Below are 21,146 nucleotides of genomic sequence, written 5' to 3'. Positions count from 1 at the left end.
TTCATTTATATCCCAACAAGCCGAGAAAGAAGGCGTACTCTAACGCGGTATCTTCGTAACTGCTGTAACGGCCACTCTTGCCCCCGTGACCCGCCGTCATGTCCATATGCAGCAGTAACAGATGATTATCCGTTTTATAGTCGCGCAGTTTAGCCACCCATTTTGCCGGTTCGAAATACTGCACCTGAGAATCATACAGGCCGCTGGTTACCAGCAGATTGGGATAAGCCTGATGCTGTACATTGTCATAAGGCGAGTAGCTGAGCATGTAGTCGAAATATTTTTTCTGCTGCGGATTACCCCACTCATCGTATTCATTGGTAGTGAGCGGAATCGATTCGTCCAGCATAGTCGTGACGATATCGACAAATGGCACATGAGCCGCGACGGCAAGATACAACTCTGGCGCCTGATTGATCACGCCCCCCATCAGTAAGCCACCCGCGCTACCACCTGCAGCCAACACTTTGCCTGGCTCGCCATATTTTTCGTTCAATAACCCCTTAGTGACATCAACAAAATCATTGAAACTATTCTGTTTATGTAACATCTTGCCTTCTTCATACCAACGCCGTCCCAGCATATCGCTGCCACGCACATGGGCAATGGCGTACACAATGCCGCGGTCGAGCAAGCTGATAATGTCATCCTGAAACGCTGGCTCCATCACAATGCCATAGGCCCCATAGCCATAGATGTACAGCGGGTTAGTGCCATCACGTTGGAATTTGTCTTTGCGGTACACCAATGTCACCGGTACCGGAGTGCCATCGCGTGCGGTGATGCGTAGTCTTTCTGTGCGATAATTAGCGGCATTAAAGCCGCCTAGCACTTTTTCCTGTTTCAATAGGGTACGACGCCCTGGGAAATCCAGCTGATAGTCATAAATAGATTCAGGGGTTGACGGGCTGGAGTAATACACTCGCAGCTCTCGGCTATGCTGATTAGGATTCACATCTAACCCCACCACATACGCCGGGTCATCAAACTGCAGCTCGTAGCCGCGAGTCGTATCCGCATCGGGGTAAATACGTATGTGGCTTAACCCCTGCTCCCGAGTCTGTATCACCAGAAAGTCGTCCAGTAACAGAAAATCCTCCAGCAATACATCCGGATCATGCGGGATCACTGGCTGCCAGTTGTCCTTGTTCGCCGCTTTGTTGATGTTGACTTTCATCAACTGGAAATTCTGCGCCTGCCAGTTGGTCAGGATATAAAGCTCATTGCCCCGTTTCGCGACACTGTATTCGAGGCCCTCTTCTCGAGGCAGCACCGGCAAAAACTCGCCTAATGGCGCGTTCGCATCGAGCAAGGAGACTTCACTGGTAATGGTGTTTTCATGGGTCAGCACAATCTCGGTTTCGTCGAGGCTTTTACCCAGGTCGAGAAAATAGGAGTCGTCTTTTTCGTGGTAAACCAGCACATCAGCAGACTGCTGAGTCCCCAGTTTGTGACGGAATACCCTATCCCCCAACAGGGTTTGCGGGTCTTTGGCAATATAGAAGACATAACGATTGTCATTGCTCCATACCACGCCACCGTCAACGTCTGTGAGCTTATCGGAGAGTAATTGACCACCAGACAGATCTTTAAAATAGACGGTATAGATGCGTCGACTCAGGGTATCTTCGGCAAAGGCTAGCAGCTTTTCATCCGGGCTGACATTGACAGCAGCCAAGCGATAAAAGTCATGTCCCGCCGCGCGTTCGTTAGCGTCCAACAGCGACTGCACAGCACCGTTCTGCGTCTGACTACGCACAATAATCGGGTATTCTTTGCCTTCACTGTAGCGCCGTGAGTACCAGTGGTTATGCCAGTGGTAAGGTACCGTGCTTTCGTTAGGCTCGACCCGCGAGGTCAGTTCTTTAAATAGCTGGTTTTCTAACGGCTTGTAAGGGGCTAACTGCGCCTGGGTATAGGCGTTTTCCTGATGCAAATAGTCCAAGACTTGAGGAGCGGTACGGCTGTCATCACGCAGCCAATAATAGTTATCTACTCGCGTTACCCCATGCAGTGTCATTTCATGAGGAATTTTAGTGGCCACTGGCGCAGTGACTTCTACTTTTGCATTCATACTTCCGCATCCGCACAGCACTATGGCTGCGCCTACCAACCCAATAGATGTCAACAGTCTGTTCATGAGCCTTTCCCTGTTAAGTCGCAGCCACTACCGCACCGCGCTCATGGCCGAAACTGCTGGCCGAAAACCCTATAGTGACCGGCAACTTTTATTACCGCAAGTCTCTGATCAGAAATGTGAAGCGGAAGCTTGTTATTTCATAACTGCGGGCGCATGCTATTTTTCGCCTGAGCACCCTCAGGCAGTATTCTCAGGGCGGGGTGTAATTCCCCACCGGTGGTAAATCGCTTTAAGCAGCGAAAGCCCGCGAGCGCCTGATACGATGTCAGGGTCAGCAGATCTGGTGTCCTCACCTTATGTGACTATTCCAGAGCCGACGGTGTTGCCAGTATGTACTGGCTCAGTCCGGATGAAAGAGGATATGACAACTGTTATACCGGCTGTCTTTCAGGCATCTATTACCGCAATGGCGGTAGTTGTGCTATTCCTTTCTTGCCCTGATTCTGGAAAATTCACGTTGTAATTTAAGGACTTTTACCATGAATCAGTCATTATTAGCCGCTTTTGGTACGCCCGCCAAACGGGTCGAAACAGCCTTGCAGACACTGCGCCAAGGCCGCGGCGTATTGGTGGTCGATGACGAAGACCGCGAAAATGAAGGCGACATGATTTTTGCCGCCGAAACCCTTACCAGCGAACAGATGGCACTCTTAATCCGTGAAGGCAGTGGCATTGTCTGTTTGTGTTTGACCGATGAACGGGTCAAAGCACTGGATTTACCGCCGATGGTGACCACTAACACCAGCCAGTACGGCACCCCATTTACCGTCAGTATTGAAGCACGCGATGGTGTCACTACCGGCGTTTCAGCAGCTGACCGGGTAACCACCATCAAAGCTGCCATCGCTGATGATGCTAAACCTGAGCATCTGGTTCGTCCCGGCCATGTTTACCCTTTGCGGGCGCAGCCAGGGGGCGTATTTACCCGTCGTGGCCATACCGAAGCAACGGTTGATCTGATGAAACTTGCAGGGCTAAAACATGCCGGGGTCTTATGTGAAGTGACCAATCCTGACGGTACTATGGCGCGGTTACCGGAGATCATTGAGTTTGGCGACAAGCACCAGATGCCGGTACTGACCATCGAAGATATTGCCGCATATCGCCACTCGTTAATGGCGAATGTCGGTTAATACCGCGTCCAAAGAAAAAGCAGCCACGGCTGCTTTTTTTGTTGGCGACCTAGTTCACTGTTATTGTTCAAATTATCGTTAAAATCAATGGAGAGTTCTGGTGGAAGCTTAGCCTGCTGGCTTGCGCGTGGCATAATAACCGCCAGAGAAAAGTTCATTGTCAGATTAAGGTTGCTCTATGTCCATGTCTCAGGACCCTTGTGCTCGCCCGCAATTACTGCATCCCGATGAAGCAGTACCTATGCTGCTAGAGCAGATTCTACCGTTATATGAAACTGAAACAGTACCACTGGCAGAAGCGCTCGGCCGCGTTCTGGCAGAAGATCTGCACAGCAGTATTGAACTGCCACCATTCAACAATTCCGGTATGGACGGTTACGCCTATCGTTTTGCCGACTTACCCAGCACAGGCACATTGACGGTTATCGGCAAATCCTTCGCTGGTCACCCTTTTCAAGGTGAATACCGCCCTGGCAGTTGTGTGCGCATTATGACCGGCGCGACTGTTCCCGATGGTTATGACACCGTACAGATGCAGGAATATGCCGAAGTAGCCGGCGATCAGGTGACGCTTGAACCCTGCAGTGAGCAGTGGGAAAACGTGCGCTTGCGTGGCGGAGAGATGGCGGTCGGCACCAAAGTATTGACCTCTGGCGCCGAAATCCGCGCGGCTGAGATGGGCATTATCGCGACATTAGGTATCAACCACCTACGCGTATTCCGTCGCGCCAAAGTGGCCTTTTTCTCTACTGGCGATGAGTTGCGCCCAATTGGCAGCGAATTAGCTCCTGGACAGATTTATGATTCCAATCGCTACTCCATCAAAGGCTTATTGATTAAAGCCGGCGTCGAATGGATTGACCTCGGTGTTATCAAGGACGACCCAGAAGCCATTCGGCAGGCATTTCGTGAGGCGGCCGCCTGTGCAGATATGGTACTCACTTCTGGAGGAGTCTCTGTTGGTGAAGCAGATTTCACCAAGCAAGTGCTAGATGAAGAAGGCAAAATCACCTTCTGGAAGCTTGCCATGAAACCCGGTAAACCGTTTGCCATGGGTAAGATTGGCGACGCTGTATTCTGTGGCTTACCAGGAAACCCCGTATCATCCATGGTCACCTTCTACAAACTGGTGTTGCCATTACTGCGCAAGTTACAAGGGCTTAAACCCGTAGCGCCATTGCAGATTAAAGCGGTACTAAACAGTGCTATCCGTAAAAAGCCTGGGCGAGTCGAATATCAACGCGGCATTCTCAGTCATAACCTCGACGGCACGTTGCAGGTCAGCACTACCGGCTCACAGGATTCATCGCAGTTGAGTTCGATGCATCTGGCTAACTGTTTCATCGTGTTAGAGCAGCAACAAGGCAATACCGGTGCAGGTGAGCTAGTCACCGTTGAGCCTTTTAACAGCGTACTTTGCTGACGGAGAACCGATAATGGAGCAGTTTGACGATATTCTCAGCGACAGTGAAATACTGCGTTACAGCCGCCAGATCTCCATTAAGGGTATGGACATCGAAGGGCAAGAGCAGTTAAAGCTGGCAAAAGTGCTGATGATTGGTGCAGGGGGACTAGGCTGCACGGCATCTCAATATCTGACCGTAGCCGGTATTGGCCAGTTAACCCTGGTAGATTTCGATACCGTGGAACTATCCAATCTGCAACGCCAGGTGCTGCATCTGGACCGTAATGTCGGCCAGCCCAAAGTGGCCTCTGCCAAAGAAACTCTCAGCGAACTCAATCCCCATGTGGCCATCCGTACGATTCATCAGGTGCTGGACGATCAGGAGATAGAGGAACTGGTGGCCACGCATACCATTGTGCTCGACTGTACCGACAACGTCGCAGTGCGTGAGCAGCTGAACCGGGCGTGTTTTCATCACAAAGTGCCGTTGGTATCCGCTGCAGCGATCCGCATGGAAGGTGTCGTCACCGTGTTTGGTTATCAGGATGACATGCCTTGCTATCACTGCTTTGCCAGTCTTTTCGGCGAGCAGCAATTGAGCTGTGTAGAGTCCGGTATTCTGGCACCAGTCGTGGGGTTGATGGGATGCTTACAAGCGACAGAGGCGATTAAGGTGATTACCGGTTTGGGTAAACCCTTATACGGTCGCCTACTGATGGTAGATGCCATGACCATGGAATTTCGCGAAATGAAGCTGCCCAAGCAACCACATTGCGAGGTGTGTCAGTCTGATTGAAACCACTGGTTTTAAAGGGATTATTTCTATATCTTGAGTTGGTACACATTCACGTTATCAGGAATTATTTGCTATGGAACACAGCGTTTTTGACCGTACTAGCACCAATGACAAAGTGATTGGTAATAGTCTGTACAACCTGATTATCGGCATCACCTTACTATGGGGTTTTGCCATTAACTATCTGATGGTCAGCAGCATCGACCCGCAGAGTATTGCTAGTATTAATCCCTTGCTGTTTTTTGGCGGTTACTTTATCAGTTGTTTTGCCGGGATCTATCTGTTTCAGAAATCCGATAATCCCCTGTTCAGCTTTATTGGTTATAACCTGGTCGTTGTACCTTTCGGGCTAATCATCAATCTGGTAGTCAGTCAGTATCAACCGGATTTAGTGGTTGATGCGCTGCGCATCACCACGCTGGTGACGCTCGGAATGATGGTGTTAGGCACACTCTTTCCGGCCTTTTTTGCGCGGATAGCCGGAGCACTGACCATCGCCCTGTTGCTGGTCATCGTAGTGGAATTGATAGAGCTGTTTTTCTTCAAGACCCATCATGGCATTCTCGACTGGATTGTCGTGCTGATTTTCTGTGGTTATATCGGGTACGACTGGGGCCGCGCCAATGCCATTCCCAAAACCGTAGATAACGCCATTGATAGTGCGGCCGCGCTGTATATGGATATCATCAACCTGTTTTTGCGAATTTTGCGAATTCTGGGAAATCGCCGTTAACCACGCCAGTAATCGTCATCGAACAACGGCAACTCAAGCATCATCTAGAGAACAATTCCCATAGAGGCTGTGTGTTTTAGCGCACAGCCTCCATATTCAGCAATTGCTAATTAAAGCTGTTTCAATGTTTGTTACTGAGCAGTTAATCAATTGCAACGGCTTTGCACCGACTTTACCTATTGTTACCTGATACCGCTTCTGGCCCTCTTACTTTAGTGGCAATATTAATGCTAAGAGGCATTAAAAGAGGACCTGCTTATCATGCAAAAATTACTGATTTCCGGATTGACCGCGTTGAGCTTAGTCCTGACGCCAACACTGACTTATGCCCATGGACACGACAATGATGACCACCGCGGTGGTAATCATTACAGCCGCGGAAATGTCATCGTCGTCAACAACCACGATCATCGGCCATCGCCCAAGGTTTATAATTATCACGGTAATGCACTGGCAGATTTAGCCACTTTTGCGGTTTTTGCCGGGATCACCTATGCGATCGTTGGCAATAACTATTACCGGCAGAATGGTGACCAGTACGTATATGTGCAGAATCCACCCGCCGGCAATTACACTGTAGTGAGTGCGCCCAATACTGTGGCCTCCGACACTAGTCTGACCCCAGGAACAGTTGTGGATGTGGTGGCCGGTGTAACCAAAAAAGTCGCTTATGATGGCCGCTTATATTACGTGGCTAATGGTGTCTGGTATTTACCGTTGGAAGGCGGGAAACAGTTTGTCGTGGTGAAAGCCCCCAACTAATGTGGCACTGAGGCCGGACTGGACCCACGATGCTCTCGTTCAGTTCGGCGCTAGTGTCATATCAGTGTTAGCGCTCCGGTGATTTTGACTGTGGCCAAGGCAGCGACCACGGTTTGTCCCAGGACTGGATTTGCGCCGTTACCGCTGCATTCAGAAACTGTTCGCCGACTATGGGTGGGCACAAAAACTGGCAAAGTCGCCCATTCCAGACAAATTCCAAACCATAGGCATGCAGATAACCGCGCTCAGCAACGGTTGCGGTGGCGCCATAGAGTGTGTCGCCCAGAATCGGCACGCCAATGCTGTTCAGCGCCACCCGCAATTGGTGTGTCTTACCGCTCAACGGCTTTAATAGGTAAAGTCGCAATCCTTCAGCCACCGACTGACTGAAAAACTGGGTGATCGCCGGATTGTCAGTGGTGCGCAGCAGTTTATACATACCTCGGCGCGATTTGGCCATATCACCGATAACCCAACCCTGCTTTTTCTTAGGTTTACCGCCTGCCAGCGCCAGATAATATTTTTGTACCTGATGCTGACTAAACATCGCCGTAAACCGCGCAGCGGCGGCAGATGAACGGGCCAACAACAATAACCCCGATGTCATAGTATCTAACCTATGTACGGGATAAAGTTTGAGTTTGAGGTCAGCTTCCAACTGTGCCACCAACCCGGCACTGCCATCCTGACTGTGAAAATGCACGCCAGGGGCTTTATCCACAACGATAAAATCTGTTTCAGAGGCCAGCAGCCGGTAACTGGGAACGGTGGTCATCGCAGGTATTCTCAGGCAAGCGGGAAATTCAAGGTTACTTTTAATCCCGGCTGATTGTCAGTCAGGGTAATTGTCGCATGATGGCGCGATAAAATCGCCTTGACCATCGATAATCCCAAACCGCTGCCCTGTTCATGGCGACTAGGATCAAGCCGCACCAAGCGTTCAAACACTTTTTCCCGGGCATCTTCGGGGATACCAGGGCCATTATCGCTGATGTCGATACTACTCCCCTGCTGCGAAATGCGAATACTGGCACCCTCGCCCGCATATTTGATGGCATTATCCACCAAATTAAACAATGCCTGAAATAACAGATGCTTATCACCCGATATCACGCAATCTTCGGTCGTTTCCAGCGTTAATGTCTGGTTTCTGTCTTCCGCTAACGCGTCTGCCATCTCCAGCAGATCGGCACACAGTTCATGCAGACTCACCGGTTGCAATTCCAATGCTTGCTGCCCCTCTTCAATGCGCGTCAGGGACAACATGGCGTTGAAGGTCGCCAGACAATGATCCAGCTCATCGGTCAGTTCGCCACAACGTTCAGGTAATTTCTCCGGGGGCTGATAAGGCAGTTGTTCCAGGCCGATGCGCAGATGCGACAAGGGAGTACGCATATCATGGGCAATGTTGTCGGTGACGCCGCGCACGGCATGGAGGTTATGCTCCAGCGTATCCAGCACCCGATTGAACTGCGCCGCCAGCAGGTCAAACTCATCCTGCTTACCACTTACCGGCAATCGCGTGTTGTAATAACCTTTTTCGATCCGTTCGCTGAGACGGTTGTAATGTACCAAGCGACTGAGTAAGCCTTTGGAAAACAGGTACCCCACAATCAGTGCCAGCACAATGGTCAGAGCAAGCGCAGTTAACGCCGCGCTGACAAATTTATCTATCAATGCTGCTAAATGGTCGGTGCGAGTTGCGATAAGTACCGGACCGTAGCGGGTCATCACCACGCCACCGGTCAAAATATGCAGTTTTTCCGGACCGCCAGTGAAAATGGGAAACTCACGGGTATTCGGCAGTAGCGGCATGTTCTCGGGCATCAAGGTGAGTGAGCCCACCATTTCGACCCCACCTTGCCAGGCAATCAACGCCGTGCGTGAATCAGACGCCCGGATCTGCGCCGCAAATGCGCGACGGTCGACGGTCAATGAGAGTTGTAGATATCGTTGCGCCTCTGACAGCAGATGCTGCCGCACCTGCGTTTGCTGTTCATTGACCAACTGTCGGTAGAGCACCAATAGCAAAGTACCGATGATTAAGGTCACCAGTACCGAAAAGATAATCGTGATGCGCCAGGCGCTGCTTTTAAAAGGCTTAATAACCTTTGCGGAGACGATAGCCGGCACCTCGTATGGTTTCGATCAAATCGCCGTGGCCCAAATCTTCAAACTTGCGCCGCAGTTTCGCAATATGCACATCAATAACATTGGTCCGCGGGTCAAAGTGATAGTCCCAAACCGCTTCGAATAATAAGGTGCGGCTGACGACCTGATTGGCATGCTCCATCAGATATTTCAGCAGCAAGAATTCCTTTGGCTGTAACAATAACTCTTCATCATCCAGCGTTACGCTGCGTGTCAGCAATTCCATACGCAACGGCCCCACCTTCAGGTCGGTATTCGCCGGTTGTGATAAACCGCGCTGCATCAATTTTTCTGCGCGCACCAGCAGTTCCGAGAAGGCAAACGGCTTGGTCATATAATCGTCGCCACCAGCACGTAAACCTTTAACGCGCTCATCGACATGACTCAGCGCCGACAGGATCAACACGGGAGTTTGATCGCCAGTTGCCCGCAGCGCCGCCAGCAATTTCAGACCATCGAGTCCCGGCAACATACGATCGAGGATCAGTAAGTCAAACTGACTACTGGTCGCCAATATTAAGCCCTGCTGGCCGTCACCGGCGGTTTCAATGCTATGTCCCTGTTCCAGGAATCCTTTGACGATATATTCCTGGGTGGTGGTGTCGTCTTCGACCAGTAATATTTTCATCCGTTAATCCCATTTCAATAGTGGTAGCTGTCGCTGATGTTCAATATCAAACGCTAATTTGTGGCTGCCATGCTCGTCCAGCACTTTGAGTTCCAGATAGCTGATCCCCAAATCCTGATCCAACTCTGCTTGTTGCAAATACCCGGAGGTATTGCCTAATGCCAGTTGGGTCAAGGTGGAAAACGACTGCTGGTGCTGTCTTAATTTTAACGCCAGCGCCAATTGCGGTGCGTCATTCGTCAGTGTATGTGCCGTTTTATCAAGCACTTTGCCGTCAGAGCCATCAAGCTTCAGTTTATACAAAGTATGGCTTTGAGGGTCCGCCACCGTAAACTGATATAACAGCTTATCGTCATTGATATCGGCAATAAATTCAATTATTTCACCTAGATGCTTGGCTTCGACATCACTGATAGCTGCGGTTGGGGTGAGGTGTTGACCATCTTCAAACAAACTCAGCAGCGGTGAGGTCGATGCCATGGCCGAAGAACACCACAATAGCAGCGTTGCTAAAATCAGCCTCATGATGCCTCCATCTCAACCGGCCGTAGGCACGGCCAGTGTTTACATACAATTAATGATTATCCAGCCAGTTGCAGACTATCAATTTCAACTTCAGGACCAAACCGGGTATTGGCTACTTTTCCCTTCAAGGTCAAAGGGGTATCACCTTTAACATTAATATCCCGCCACAGGGCATTATCGATTTCGACTTGCAACTCACCACTGGGATCACGGAACAGATAATGTTGATCTCCCAGCGTTTTAATCAGATAACCGTGTAACGTGACCTGGGTATTAATATCTGCTTGCTGGGCAGCTTGTGCACTCGTTACTGCCGGGTCAGTTACAGCCAGTGCAGGAGTTGTCATCAACAACATAGCCAATAACCCGCAAAATCTGTTGGTCATAATGCCTACCTCCTGAATTATTGGGCAATTCAGTATACGAAAGGTTGCTTTAAACCTGCATGGAAACAAGATTAAGTTTTGATCATCTGTGGTGGGGGGTGGAATTGTCGTGTTCCAGCAGATGGATAAGATCAGATTTTAACGCCACTTCCGTCTGTAGCCCTTCACGTAGCGCCAGCTTTTGTACTAAATGTAGCGGGACTTCGGCATGCAGCTGATGTTCAATACCTGCAATGCTCGCCACTAACCGCACCGATTCGCCCATGACCAACAATGACTCAATGGTCACCGATAGCTTGTTATAGCTGCGGCTAAGTCGGCCACTGCTAATAGCGTTAAAGCGTATGCCTTGATTAGGGATCACCCAGCGCACATTATCGCCACCGCGAAAACGCGGATCGGCATCGCAGGCAATTTTCTGCTCGCCAAACTGCAACCACAGCAGTTTCTGGTCTGGGTCATATTGCAGCACTTGTGCATCAAAAATATTGCGCAAGCCCATCTGCCGCGCCACAGATTCATTACGCGGTTTCAACAACACTTGCCGGGGTTCGCCAGCCTGCAGCATCTGCCCTTGACTGATCAACACCAGTTTATCCGCCAGCAATAATGCTTCGTTAATATCATGGGTCACCATGATTACCGGGATCTGCAGCTGGCTTTTAAGGCGGGCTAATTCGATATACAAACGTTCGCGGGTTTCTCTGTCCAGCGCCGAAAAGGGTTCATCCAGCAACAGAACTGATGGCTCGCGCGCTAATGCCCGCGCTAATGCCACGCGTTGTTTCTGACCGCCCGATAATTGATGCGGTAACCGCTCTGGCAAGCCATGCAGATTAACCAATTCCAACCACTGCAATGCCCGTGCTCGTCGTTGTGATTTCGGCAGATGATCAAGGCCAGCCACGATATTGGCCTGCGCACTCAGGTTAGGAAATAATCCGTAATGCTGCGGCACATAGCCCAAATGCCGTTGTTGTGGCGTGAGATTAATCCCCTTACCAAACCACACGTGCTCGCCACAGCGGATCTCTCCGGTTTGCGGATGATTGAGCCCGGCAATCATTCGCAATAGCGTGGTTTTACCGCCACCCGACGGGCCAACGACCGCGAGCAACTCGCCGGCACAGCAACTAAACTCTGCCTGCAGCGGAATACCGCTGATTTGTGCCACTTTCACATGCAAGTCACCGCGACTATTCATCGACTGCGCTCCATCCGCCGAGATAAAGCGGTGGTCAGTGCCAGCGTAGAAACAGCAAACAACACCAGCAGCAATGACATATTTCCGGCGGCTGAAAAATCAAACGCCTGCACACTGTCGTAAATAGCGATTGAGATGGTCTTGGTTTCACCGGCGATGGAGCCCCCCATCATCAGCACCACCCCAAATTCGCCCAGCACATGGGAAAAACACAATACCAGGGCAGTGACAATCCCCGGCCAAGCCAAGGGTAATTCCACGCGTAACAGCTGTTGCAACCGATTCATACCGCAACAGGCACAAGCGTCACGCACTTCTTGGGGGACGGCTTCAAACGAGCGCTGAATTGGCTGTACTGCAAATGGGATATTGACCAGCACCGAGGCAAGCACTAAACCGGAAAAGTGAAAGACCAGTTGTATATCAAACGACTGCGCCAACATCTGCCCGATCCAGCTTTCACTGCCAAGACTGACGAGCAGGTAGTATCCAATCACCGTTGGTGGCAACACCAGCGGCACCATGATTAGCGCTTCAATCCAGGATTTACCACGAAAGCGCTCATAGGCCAGCGGTCTGGCGATAATCACGGCCAAAGGGATCAGTATCAGTACACTGATGGCAGCCAACTTTATCGACAACCACAGTGACTGCCAGTCCATCAATGTTCCTCTGGGAGGGCAAAACCAAAAGAGCTGAACACCGCTCTGGCCGGTTTGCTTTGCAGGTAATGATAGAAGTCTTTAGTTACTTCACCGGCACTATTGAGTAGCACCATTCGCTGGGTCAGCGGCGTGTACTGTTCCACCGGAAGCGCTAAATAGCGGCCACGTTCACGAAATTGTGGTGCCATCGCCAGCGATAACGCAACTATGCCACCTTGTGTGGAACCGCTGAGGGCAAACTGCGCTGCCTGCGAAACGTTTTCGCCATACACAATAGAGGATTGCATCGCCTGCCACAGACCTTTTTGCTGCAACAGCTGCCGAGCCCGTTCGCCGTAGGGGGCATGTTCCGGGTTGGCAATAGCAAAACGTTTTAACTGTCCGTCGTGCAGTAACTTTGCCACCCCGTCCAGCTTTTCATCCAATGTCAGCGGCGAATTATTTGGCGCCACCAACGCTAGGCGACCATAAGCGTAAATCACGCCATTATCGGCAGTAATGCCGGATGAAGAGAGTGCTTCGACGTATTTTTCATCTGCCGACAGGAACAACTGAAACGGCGCACCATGTTTTATCTGCGCCACAAAGTTACCCGAAGAACCATAAGATACCCGCAGTTGCTGACCGGTCTGTTGCTGGTAGTTTTTAACGATCTGCTCCATGGCAAACTTAATGTTGGCGGCAGCGGCAATATTCGGGATCTCCGCGGCCTGCAGCAGACTCGTCCACGCTAACACTAATACCAGTACACTCCGGCAGATCCAGACTATCATCAGGCGTCCTCTTCCCAGGCTTTAGCCGCTTGCTCATCAGCATCGCGCGCGTCAACCCAACGTTTATCGTCACCGGTACCTTCCAGTTTCCAGAAAGGCGCTTTAGTCTTTAGAAAATCAATCAGGAACTCACAGGCCGCGAAGGCGGCTTTTCGATGGGCACTGCTGACACCGATAAAGACAATCTGCTCACCAAGTGACATGGTGCCGACGCGGTGAATAATAGTGACGAAATTTAACGGCCAGCGCTCACGAGCTTGGGTAGTGATCTGCTTTAACACCGCTTCGGTCATGCCCGGATAGTGTTCCAGCGTCAGATCGGTGACCGCACTGCCATCGTTAAAATCTCGCACCTTACCCACAAAGGTAACGATAGCGCCGTCGCTGTTGTCAGTGGCAATTCGGGCATATTCCGCCGGCACATCAAAATCCGGCTGCTGCACCACAATCCGGTCTTGCATCATTAGCCTCCTGTCACCGGAGGAAAGAAGGCGACTTCATCACCATCACGCACCTCAGCATGCCAGTTGCTCAGAGTTTGATTGACTGCCACCAGCAGCTTGTCAGATTCGAGTACCCGCGCCCATTTTTCATTTTTGGCGGCCAGATGCTCACGCAATGCCGCCGCGGTAGCGACATGTTCACCGGCCTCCAACTGAATTGAAGGAGTACCGAGCAGTTCTCGAACCTGGGCAAAAAACAATACGTTAATCATAGGGCTACACCTTAAAATGTCCTGATTTACCGCCGCTTTTTTCCAGCAGACGCACTCCGGTAATATGCATATCTTTCTGTACCGCTTTACACATATCGTAAATGGTCAGCGCCGCCACCGAAGCGGCGGTCAGGGCTTCCATTTCTACGCCGGTTTTACCGGATAACTTGCAGCGACTGGTGATCCACACCCGGTTCTGCTGTGGCTGCGCTTCTAGCTCCACCTCTACCTTGGTCAGCATCAATGGATGACATAACGGAATGAGTTCTGAGGTCTTTTTCGCGGCCATAATGCCTGCGATGCGGGCGGTAGCAAACACATCACCTTTGTGATGTTTACCACTGATGATCATCTCCAGCGTGGCTGGGGCCATCTCCACATAAGCTTCGGCACGGGCCTCACGTTCTGTTTCAGACTTGGCGGTAACGTCCACCATGTGGGCGTTACCATCGGCATTGATATGGGTAAATGTTTCGCTCATCAAAAAGCTGCCTTAATTTGTCGTTCAAAATGCGGCGGTTACCGCCAACGGCCTTAACCGCCGATAGAAGCCAGATGCTGAGTTACGCCGGTGATGCCTTGATGCAGGAAGTGTGTTTCCTTTTTCAGTTGCAATTGTTGATGCAACCGCGCAATCAATTCATCCTGCTGAGCGTCCGACTGCAGTAAATCCCTAAGATCGAGACCCTGTTCGGTAAACAGACACAAGTGCAGTTTGCCGATAGCGGAAACCCGTAGACGATTACAACTGGCACAGAAATCTTTGGAATACGGCATGATCAGCCCGATACGCCCCTGATAGTCCGGGTGACTGAAATTCTGCGCCGGGCCATCTTCAGCAGTAGGTTGATCATACAGCCACCCTTCTGCCATCAAGCGGCCTTTAATTGACTCGCCCGCCAAATGATGTGCTTGGAAATAGTCATGACCTAAGCCGGTTTCCATCAGCTCAATAAAGCGTAAATCGATGGGCGTGTGTTTGATCCAGTGCAGGAAACGTGGCAAATCTTTATCATTCAGGTCTTTTAGCAACACCGCGTTGATTTTGACACGCTCAAAACCGGCAGAAAGTGCTGCATCAACGCCACGCATCACCTGATCAAACCGATTTTCACCGGTGATCTGATAAAACATCCGTGGGTCCAGGCTATCTACTGAGATATTGATACGCCGCAGACCCGCGTCATACCACTCCTGGGCATTTTTCTCGAGGCGGTAGCCGTTGGTCGTTGTGGCGATCGTATGGATAGCGGGATTGTCCGCCAATAAGCGTACAATATCGGTAAAATCTTTACGTAAGGTCGGTTCACCACCAGTAATGCGCACTTTACGAGTACCCACCTTGGCAAAGGCGGCCACCAGATGCTCAATTTCGCTGAGGGTCAAAAAGGATTGCTTGCCATTGGGATGATAGCCATCCGGCAGGCAATAACTGCATTTAAAATTACAGACATCAGTCACTGACATCCGCAGATAGTGAAACCGTCGACCAAAATTGTCTTGTAACTGCTGGGACATGATCACCTTTCCAAAATAAAGGGGAGGCAAGCGCATTTCTACACTTACCCCGGTGGCAAAATTGCCACGGCTGAAGCCCCTTATCTGTGGTGACGTAGGGACGTCAGCTCGGAGAACCGTCAGTTACTAGTATAAATGCAAATGCCTGATCTCCAAAACCCCTTTAACAGGGCGTGCGTTAGCCAATGCTGGGATCTGTGACTAAAGTCCACTATAGCGGGAACCGGTCAAGTGCTGTGCGCCAACGATTTTTTCGGGTATGGTGGAACCATAAGCCAACATTCCGTTAACACGAGGCGAAGGATAAAGGAACATGATGGAACGCGAATCCATGGAATTCGATGTGGTGATAGTCGGTGCGGGTCCAGCCGGGTTAGCCACCGCCTGTCGTTTGTTGCAGATTTCCAAAGACGCGGAAACGCCGCTTAGTGTCTGTGTGGTGGAAAAAGGTGCCGAGGTCGGTGCCCACATAATGTCTGGCGCAGTTTTTGAGCCGACCGTGCTAGAAGAGTTATTCGGTGACTGGCAAAGCCTTGGGGCACCATTGGCGACAGCGGTGAATGCGGATGAGTTTTTACTGTTGCAGTCTGGCGAGAGTTCACGGCCGATGCCTCATGCGCTGATCCCAAAAACCATGACTAATGACGGTAATTACATCATCAGCGCCGGAAACCTGTGTCGCTGGTTAGCACAACAGGCGGAAGCCCTCGGGGCCGAAATTTTCCCAGGATTTGCCGCCAGCGAACTGTTGTTTAATGATGACGGCAGTGTAAAAGGTATCCTCACGGGTGATATGGGAGTCAGCAAGGATGGCCGTCACAAAGACAGTTACATGCCCGGGATGGAATTACTGGCAAAATATACCGTTTTCGCCGAGGGCTGCCGTGGCCATCTCGGTAAACAACTCATGCAACATTTCCATCTGGATAATGGCAAAAGCCCGCAACATTATGCACTGGGCTTTAAAGAAATATGGCAAATACCGGCTGAGCGACATCAATTAGGCAAAGTCGTCCATACGGCAGGCTGGCCACTGACAACAGCTTCCGGCGGCGGATATCTTTACCATATTGAAAATCAACAGGTCGCCGTAGGGCTGATAGTCGATCTGAATTACAAAAATCCACATCTAAGTCCTTTTGATGAGTTTCAACGTTATAAGACCCACCCTCAAATCGCCGCAATATTAAAAGGCGGCGAGCGACGAAGCTATGGTGCCAGAGCGATCGCAAAAGGTGGGCTCAATTCACTGCCCAAAATGAGTTTTCCTGGCGGTTTATTAGTTGGCTGCGATGCTGGTACCTTGAACTTTGCCAAAATCAAAGGGATTCATACCGCCATGAAAAGCGGCATGTTGGCAGCGGAGACGCTAGCCGAAGCGATGTTAGCCGGGGTAGATGCTGGCAAAGATCTCGATTGCTTCCAGACCAGGCTGGAACAGAGTTCGCTATATGAAGAACTGCATCGCGCCCGCAATTTCGGGCCGGCATTACACAAGTTTGGGACCCTACTCGGCGGTGCCTTTAACTTTATCGAGCAGAACTGGTTTGATGGTAAGTTCCCGTTGACGCTACGTGATGACAAGGCGGATTTTGCCTGTCTGGGTAAAGCTTGTGACTATCCCCAAATTGATTACCCAGCACCAGATGGCGAGCTCACTTTCGACAGACTGTCCTCCATCTATCTGACCAACATTGCACATGAAGAAGATCAGCCGTGCCATCTGCAGCTGGAAAATACCTCGGTGCCATTAGCAGTCAATCTGCCGCTGTATGATGAGCCAGCACAGCGCTATTGCCCTGCGGGCGTATACGAAATTACCGAACAGGATGGTGTAAAACGCTTTGTGATCAATGCGCAAAACTGTATTCACTGTAAAACCTGCGATATCAAAGATCCAAGTCAGAATATCAATTGGGTAACGCCAGAAGGTGGTAGTGGCCCTAATTACTCGGGTATGTAGCCAGCAACATCGCTGCATTTTTATGAATCCATGCGATTGCAGCAGCACCGGTGGATAGGGATAATGCCGCGTCTGGTTTGGCAACGCTGCACCGGAATCTATCTGGGCCTTGAGTTAACGGTACTTCAGGTCAACTCCGCATCTCTAAGTTGTAGTTTTAAATGATTAAATTCAATAAATTAACGATTAAACAAAAACTCCTTATTACGATGGTGCTGGCAGTCGTACTGCCATCCGTGTTGCAAGCATTATTGGGGGAAAGCAGTGCTAAGCAAGTGATCAGCCAACGCATGCTCACTTCTGAATTGCCAAACCAGTTGATGCAGATCCGCAACCGTATCGAGCTTGAAATCGGGACCTTGTTAAGCGCATCAGAACAGTTGGCCGAAGATCCCATGCTCGGACAGTGGTTGGCACAGGGACGTCCAGAGGCCGAAGAGCCGCTGGTTGAAGCGAAACTGCAACAGCTGACAGAGCAGTACCAGTTATCTCAGGCGTCCTATGCCGATCGCCAGTCTGCCGCCTATTACACACAAAAAGGCTTACTGCGGATCCTGAATCATCAACAAGATGGTTGGTTTTTCGATTACGTCAACAGTGGCAAAGCCAAAATGCTCAAGCTGTACACCGAGCCCGACACCGGTGACGTCAAGCTGTTTATCAATTACCAGCAAGTGCATGGCAGAGCATTAGTCGGTTTAGGTAAGTCACTAAACGATATGGTGTCGCTGCTAAACAGCTTTCGCATTGAACAGACAGGCAACGTTTTTCTCACCGATGAAAACGGCCTGATCCAAATTCACCAGAACAAAACCCTGGTGGGCAAAGGCAAACTCAGTGACCTCTATGGCACCGCTGCCAATGCACTGCTGCAACATGATGATTTTAATCTGCAAACTCTAAAAATTGGTGGCACCGACACGCTGGTGGCCAGCAGTTACATCCCGACCCTTGGCTGGTATGTGATAGCTCAGGTTCCAGAGCAGGAAATTTTTGGGGCGTTAGAACAAACATCCTGGGTGATCCTGCTTTGGACACTACTGATCACTGTCGGATTTATCATTTTGGCGATATTAGTCGCCCGTTCTATCAGTCAGCCCATTGCCAGTGCCGCCACGATGTTCGGTGACCTGAGTAAAGGTGACGGAGATTTGCGTCAACGCTTACCGGAGCATGGGAATGATGAGCTGACTGAGCTGGCGCATGGCTTCAACCGCTTTATTGCGCAAATCCATCATTCGATAAGCGAAGTGGCCAATACCAGTAAGACACTGACAGAGAGCGCCACGATTGGCTCCGTTCATGCTGCAGAGAGTCGACAAGACTATCGCGAACAGAAGGATCGCACCCTGGCAGTTGTTACTGCTGTCAATCAGATGGGTGCGACCGTCAGTGAAATAGCAGCAAATGCCGCTCAGGCCGCCGATGCAGCCAAAAGTGCCAACGATGAGGCCGCTAGCGGTCAACAAGTTGTTGTCCGCGCCCGCGCCACCATCAACCAATTGTCAGACGATGTTGGGCAGATGTCAGAGGTTATCGCTTCACTATCGCAGCATACCGAAGCCATCGGTAGCATTCTCGACGTGATCCGCAGTATTTCTGAGCAGACCAACCTGTTGGCACTGAATGCCGCCATTGAAGCGGCACGCGCCGGTGAAGCCGGGCGTGGATTTTCGGTAGTGGCCGATGAAGTGCGTAATCTGGCATCACGCACCGCCAAGTCCACCAATGAAGTACAACAGATGATTGATAGTCTGCAAACTGAAGCCGCTAACGCAGTAACTGCTATGGAGAAGAGCCGTAGTCGTTCAGCAGAAGGCGTGGTTGCCGCCGATGAGGCCAGTGACGTACTGCAGCAGATTTCGGCACGGATTTCGCTGATAAGCGATATGAACGTCCAGGTTGCTGCAGCCACTGAAGAACAGGCCACGGTAGTACAGGACATCAATCGGAACCTGGAAGAGATCAACGAGGTGTCAAACCGCACCAGCGAGCGCGCGGAGGCGACATCAAATGCCAGCACACAACTCAATCTGTTAGCTGAACGCTTGGACAAGTTAGTATCACGCTTTCGTATCTAAGCAGCGGAATCTTTAAGCGTCAGTACAACCCCCATAACATTTCGGTTCCCGTGGACACACTGCGCCACGGGAGCAGATCAGTCGCGCTTGCTGCTGCAGACCGCGCTCCAACCAATGAATATTAAGGATCCTGGCCAACATCAGTAATTGCCGTTTCATCGCCGCTGGGATATCCGATTCGCCCCCACGCACGACACATAACTGTTTCAACTCCTGAGACATCGACAGCGCATCCATGCCCTGCGCTTCAATCGCCGGGTTGAGATCGATTCCAGCACATAACACCCGATTATTGCCTGCCAGATCGGTGACTTTGACCGACTCACAACAGTAAATTCTGGGTTGACCATTAACGTCCAGCAATGAAATTTGTGCCGCGCTGCCCTGTCGCGGCTCAGTGATCATCCGAAATACCGACCAATGCTGACAGGGATCTGCCACTTCCCGCATGTTGCCCCACGGCAACGGAATGCCATTGCCGCGATATACAGCTTTGAGCTTTCCCGGAGTATAGGCATCAAAATAGTGCCAATGAGGATAGGGCGATACCACGGTCATCCGGCGCATCGCCACCGATGGTGTCACTCCCGCCAAACGGTGAGCATCGACTTCATAGCCGTAGCGGTCCAACAACTGCCGAAATGGCACTTTGGGACATAACAACGCGCCAGCAAAAAAACTGGCCTCAAATGCCCGCCAGGCTTGCAGGATATCCTGCGCATTCACTGAAGAGCTCGGTTGCGCCGAGTCCACCTCATACGCGCCCGGGCCAATACTCATCTCGTGCATCAGTCCATCGCTGTTATGCAATACACAGTGACCAATATGTACCGCTAAGTCATATTTCATCCGCGTCGGACTGCTTTTCAACGACTCATTAAGCATTAATTTGCCGGGGGCATCCATAAAGGAAGTCACTAATCGGTGGCTGCCGTCCATATTTTTAGGGGTCTGAAACCACTGAATTTTTAGTCCATGTCGCGCGGCAATATCCAGCATATCTTCCTGTGACAGCGGCAACTGTTTGTTACCGGTCTCTTCCGCGGCCCGTTCCAGATCCGGGAAGTGATTCTGATGATGTTCTTGGTAAGCGCGGATCAGCAATTGGGCAAATTGACGACCGGAAATCCCCGTTTGCGACAACATCTCCGGAATGGCAATTTGCAGAATGTCGCTAGAAAACAGAAAACCGGGTTCTAATGGCATACCGCTGATGCCCCCGCGGCGCCCTTTATCCGGCACAATCGCGTCCTCTTCGGGTGTGTCATCCATAAACCATTCCGGATCTTTTTGAAAGACATCCGCAATCACCCGCAGCATGGCATAGCTTGGCGTGCGCTTGCCGCGTTCAATCATCGACAGGTAAGACACCGATGGTGCCGACTCAGGATCCAACCGAATACACCGGGCAGACAGGTCGTCCATTGTTAAGTGATTACGTTTTCTCAGGTTTCTGATTTTTGTCCCGAGAAAATGTGACTTACGGAGCAGGCTGTTTTCTTGGCGCATTTTGTAAAATTCACAATGTAAAATTTTTATTGTGAAATTCTAGTAGAAAAACAGCTAGT

21 protein-coding genes and 2 riboswitches are annotated in these 21,146 nt (G+C 50.7%); of the genes, 7 read left to right on the top strand and 14 right to left on the bottom strand.

Annotated features, from left to right (window positions below; all coding sequences use genetic code 11):
• Position 1: 1 nt before the first annotated feature.
• Entirely contained in the window at positions 2-2,140 is a 2,139-nt protein-coding gene (locus tag KDN34_RS00610) for a S9 family peptidase (RefSeq protein WP_212595051.1), read from the bottom strand.
• Positions 2,141-2,322: 182 nt separating this feature from the next.
• Positions 2,323-2,505, top strand: a riboswitch (FMN riboswitch).
• Positions 2,506-2,619: 114 nt separating this feature from the next.
• On the opposite strand from KDN34_RS00610, the gene ribB reads away from it, so the two are divergent.
• From ribB to KDN34_RS00585, 5 genes are all read left to right on the top strand, one after another.
• Positions 2,620-3,273 carry a 3,4-dihydroxy-2-butanone-4-phosphate synthase gene (gene ribB / locus KDN34_RS00605; RefSeq protein WP_212595050.1) on the top strand — a complete coding sequence of 218 codons (654 nt, stop codon included), beginning with the start codon at positions 2,620-2,622 and terminating at the stop codon, positions 3,271-3,273.
• A gap of 178 nt (positions 3,274-3,451) precedes the next feature.
• Positions 3,452-4,696 (top strand): molybdopterin molybdotransferase MoeA, encoded by a 1,245-nt coding sequence (moeA, locus tag KDN34_RS00600; protein ID WP_212595049.1) that lies wholly within the window; start codon positions 3,452-3,454, stop codon positions 4,694-4,696.
• Between the two features lie 13 nt (positions 4,697-4,709).
• A complete protein-coding gene (gene moeB, locus KDN34_RS00595; RefSeq protein WP_212595048.1) occupies positions 4,710-5,474 on the top strand; it encodes a molybdopterin-synthase adenylyltransferase MoeB in 765 nt (254 codons plus the stop codon).
• Between the two features lie 73 nt (positions 5,475-5,547).
• Entirely contained in the window at positions 5,548-6,207 is a 660-nt protein-coding gene (locus KDN34_RS00590; RefSeq protein ID WP_212595047.1) for a Bax inhibitor-1 family protein, read from the top strand.
• Positions 6,208-6,468: 261 nt separating this feature from the next.
• A complete protein-coding gene (locus tag KDN34_RS00585; RefSeq protein WP_212595046.1) occupies positions 6,469-6,969 on the top strand; it encodes a hypothetical protein in 501 nt (166 codons plus the stop codon).
• Between the two features lie 67 nt (positions 6,970-7,036).
• Here the strand turns inward: KDN34_RS00585 and KDN34_RS00580 are convergent, their stop codons facing one another.
• The 12 genes from KDN34_RS00580 to moaA form a co-directional block, all read right to left on the bottom strand.
• The gene (locus KDN34_RS00580) at positions 7,037-7,744 is read right to left on the bottom strand and encodes a TIGR01621 family pseudouridine synthase (RefSeq protein WP_212595045.1); all 708 of its coding nucleotides are present in this window, start codon (positions 7,742-7,744) and stop codon (positions 7,037-7,039) included.
• Positions 7,745-7,755: 11 nt separating this feature from the next.
• The gene (locus tag KDN34_RS00575) at positions 7,756-9,021 is read right to left on the bottom strand and encodes a sensor histidine kinase (RefSeq protein WP_212596470.1); all 1,266 of its coding nucleotides are present in this window, start codon (positions 9,019-9,021) and stop codon (positions 7,756-7,758) included.
• Between the two features lie 49 nt (positions 9,022-9,070).
• Complete coding sequence (locus tag KDN34_RS00570) at positions 9,071-9,748, bottom strand: response regulator transcription factor (RefSeq protein WP_212595044.1); 678 nt, start codon at positions 9,746-9,748, stop codon at positions 9,071-9,073.
• 3 nt (positions 9,749-9,751) lie between these two features.
• Positions 9,752-10,273, bottom strand: a complete 522-nt coding sequence (locus KDN34_RS00565) for a PepSY domain-containing protein (protein ID WP_212595043.1) — start codon at positions 10,271-10,273, stop codon at positions 9,752-9,754.
• Positions 10,274-10,329: 56 nt separating this feature from the next.
• Positions 10,330-10,659 carry a YgiW/YdeI family stress tolerance OB fold protein gene (locus tag KDN34_RS00560; protein WP_212595042.1) on the bottom strand — a complete coding sequence of 110 codons (330 nt, stop codon included), beginning with the start codon at positions 10,657-10,659 and terminating at the stop codon, positions 10,330-10,332.
• A gap of 82 nt (positions 10,660-10,741) precedes the next feature.
• Positions 10,742-11,863: an ABC transporter ATP-binding protein gene (locus KDN34_RS00555; protein ID WP_212595041.1), complete on the bottom strand. Its 1,122-nt coding sequence runs from the start codon at positions 11,861-11,863 to the stop codon at positions 10,742-10,744.
• Entirely contained in the window at positions 11,860-12,525 is a 666-nt protein-coding gene (modB, locus tag KDN34_RS00550; protein WP_212595040.1) for a molybdate ABC transporter permease subunit, read from the bottom strand. Before modB ends, KDN34_RS00555 begins: the two co-directional genes overlap by 4 nt.
• The gene (gene modA / locus KDN34_RS00545; protein ID WP_212595039.1) at positions 12,525-13,301 is read right to left on the bottom strand and encodes a molybdate ABC transporter substrate-binding protein; all 777 of its coding nucleotides are present in this window, start codon (positions 13,299-13,301) and stop codon (positions 12,525-12,527) included. Before modA ends, modB begins: the two co-directional genes overlap by 1 nt.
• The gene (gene moaE, locus KDN34_RS00540) at positions 13,301-13,765 is read right to left on the bottom strand and encodes a molybdopterin synthase catalytic subunit MoaE (protein ID WP_212595038.1); all 465 of its coding nucleotides are present in this window, start codon (positions 13,763-13,765) and stop codon (positions 13,301-13,303) included. Before moaE ends, modA begins: the two co-directional genes overlap by 1 nt.
• Positions 13,765-14,016, bottom strand: coding sequence for a molybdopterin synthase sulfur carrier subunit (gene moaD / locus KDN34_RS00535; protein ID WP_212595037.1), 252 nt, complete (start codon positions 14,014-14,016; stop codon positions 13,765-13,767). Before moaD ends, moaE begins: the two co-directional genes overlap by 1 nt.
• Before the next feature lie 4 nt (positions 14,017-14,020).
• The gene (gene moaC / locus KDN34_RS00530) at positions 14,021-14,452 is read right to left on the bottom strand and encodes a cyclic pyranopterin monophosphate synthase MoaC (protein WP_407695788.1); all 432 of its coding nucleotides are present in this window, start codon (positions 14,450-14,452) and stop codon (positions 14,021-14,023) included.
• Between the two features lie 98 nt (positions 14,453-14,550).
• Positions 14,551-15,534: a GTP 3',8-cyclase MoaA gene (gene moaA, locus KDN34_RS00525; RefSeq protein WP_212595035.1), complete on the bottom strand. Its 984-nt coding sequence runs from the start codon at positions 15,532-15,534 to the stop codon at positions 14,551-14,553.
• A riboswitch (molybdenum cofactor riboswitch) is annotated at positions 15,522-15,660 on the bottom strand. (Overlaps the previous gene by 13 nt.)
• Positions 15,661-15,850: 190 nt before the next feature.
• Here moaA and KDN34_RS00520 point away from each other — a divergent pair.
• Together KDN34_RS00520 and KDN34_RS00515 are read left to right on the top strand one after the other, a co-directional pair.
• On the top strand, positions 15,851-17,497 hold the full coding sequence (locus KDN34_RS00520) for an electron transfer flavoprotein-ubiquinone oxidoreductase (protein ID WP_212596469.1): 1,647 nt from the start codon (positions 15,851-15,853) through the stop codon (positions 17,495-17,497).
• A 164-nt stretch (positions 17,498-17,661) separates the two neighbouring features.
• Positions 17,662-19,578, top strand: coding sequence for a methyl-accepting chemotaxis protein (locus KDN34_RS00515; RefSeq protein ID WP_212596468.1), 1,917 nt, complete (start codon positions 17,662-17,664; stop codon positions 19,576-19,578).
• Between the two features lie 12 nt (positions 19,579-19,590).
• Here the strand turns inward: KDN34_RS00515 and KDN34_RS00510 are convergent, their stop codons facing one another.
• The gene (locus tag KDN34_RS00510; protein WP_212595034.1) at positions 19,591-21,087 is read right to left on the bottom strand and encodes a DUF3612 domain-containing protein; all 1,497 of its coding nucleotides are present in this window, start codon (positions 21,085-21,087) and stop codon (positions 19,591-19,593) included.
• Positions 21,088-21,146 lie beyond the last annotated feature (59 nt).

The organism is Shewanella yunxiaonensis, from assembly GCF_018223345.1.
Lineage (GTDB): Bacteria > Pseudomonadota > Gammaproteobacteria > Enterobacterales > Shewanellaceae > Shewanella > Shewanella yunxiaonensis.
The sequence above is the reverse complement of the archived record's forward strand: the minus strand, read 5'-3'. Positions and strand labels throughout refer to the sequence as shown.

Excerpts from the sequence above, each read along its gene's own strand:
- moeB (WP_212595048.1), top strand. The coding sequence starts at position 4,710 with ATGGAGCAGTTTGACGATATTCTCAGCGACAGTGAAATACTGCGTTAC.
- moaE (WP_212595038.1), bottom strand. The coding sequence starts at position 13,765 with ATGATGCAAGACCGGATTGTGGTGCAGCAGCCGGATTTTGATGTGCCG.
- moaD (WP_212595037.1), bottom strand. The coding sequence starts at position 14,016 with ATGATTAACGTATTGTTTTTTGCCCAGGTTCGAGAACTGCTCGGTACT.
- moaC (WP_407695788.1), bottom strand. The coding sequence starts at position 14,452 with ATGGTGGACGTTACCGCCAAGTCTGAAACAGAACGTGAGGCCCGTGCC.
- KDN34_RS00560 (WP_212595042.1), bottom strand. The coding sequence starts at position 10,659 with ATGACCAACAGATTTTGCGGGTTATTGGCTATGTTGTTGATGACAACT.
- modA (WP_212595039.1), bottom strand. The coding sequence starts at position 13,301 with ATGATAGTCTGGATCTGCCGGAGTGTACTGGTATTAGTGTTAGCGTGG.
- KDN34_RS00565 (WP_212595043.1), bottom strand. The coding sequence starts at position 10,273 with ATGAGGCTGATTTTAGCAACGCTGCTATTGTGGTGTTCTTCGGCCATG.
- KDN34_RS00555 (WP_212595041.1), bottom strand. The coding sequence starts at position 11,863 with ATGAATAGTCGCGGTGACTTGCATGTGAAAGTGGCACAAATCAGCGGT.
- modB (WP_212595040.1), bottom strand. The coding sequence starts at position 12,525 with ATGGACTGGCAGTCACTGTGGTTGTCGATAAAGTTGGCTGCCATCAGT.
- KDN34_RS00510 (WP_212595034.1), bottom strand. The coding sequence starts at position 21,087 with ATGCGCCAAGAAAACAGCCTGCTCCGTAAGTCACATTTTCTCGGGACA.
- moeA (WP_212595049.1), top strand. The coding sequence starts at position 3,452 with ATGTCCATGTCTCAGGACCCTTGTGCTCGCCCGCAATTACTGCATCCC.
- KDN34_RS00570 (WP_212595044.1), bottom strand. The coding sequence starts at position 9,748 with ATGAAAATATTACTGGTCGAAGACGACACCACCACCCAGGAATATATC.
- KDN34_RS00580 (WP_212595045.1), bottom strand. The coding sequence starts at position 7,744 with ATGACCACCGTTCCCAGTTACCGGCTGCTGGCCTCTGAAACAGATTTT.
- moaA (WP_212595035.1), bottom strand. The coding sequence starts at position 15,534 with ATGTCCCAGCAGTTACAAGACAATTTTGGTCGACGGTTTCACTATCTG.
- KDN34_RS00585 (WP_212595046.1), top strand. The coding sequence starts at position 6,469 with ATGCAAAAATTACTGATTTCCGGATTGACCGCGTTGAGCTTAGTCCTG.
- KDN34_RS00520 (WP_212596469.1), top strand. The coding sequence starts at position 15,851 with ATGGAACGCGAATCCATGGAATTCGATGTGGTGATAGTCGGTGCGGGT.
- ribB (WP_212595050.1), top strand. The coding sequence starts at position 2,620 with ATGAATCAGTCATTATTAGCCGCTTTTGGTACGCCCGCCAAACGGGTC.
- KDN34_RS00590 (WP_212595047.1), top strand. The coding sequence starts at position 5,548 with ATGGAACACAGCGTTTTTGACCGTACTAGCACCAATGACAAAGTGATT.
- KDN34_RS00610 (WP_212595051.1), bottom strand. The coding sequence starts at position 2,140 with ATGAACAGACTGTTGACATCTATTGGGTTGGTAGGCGCAGCCATAGTG.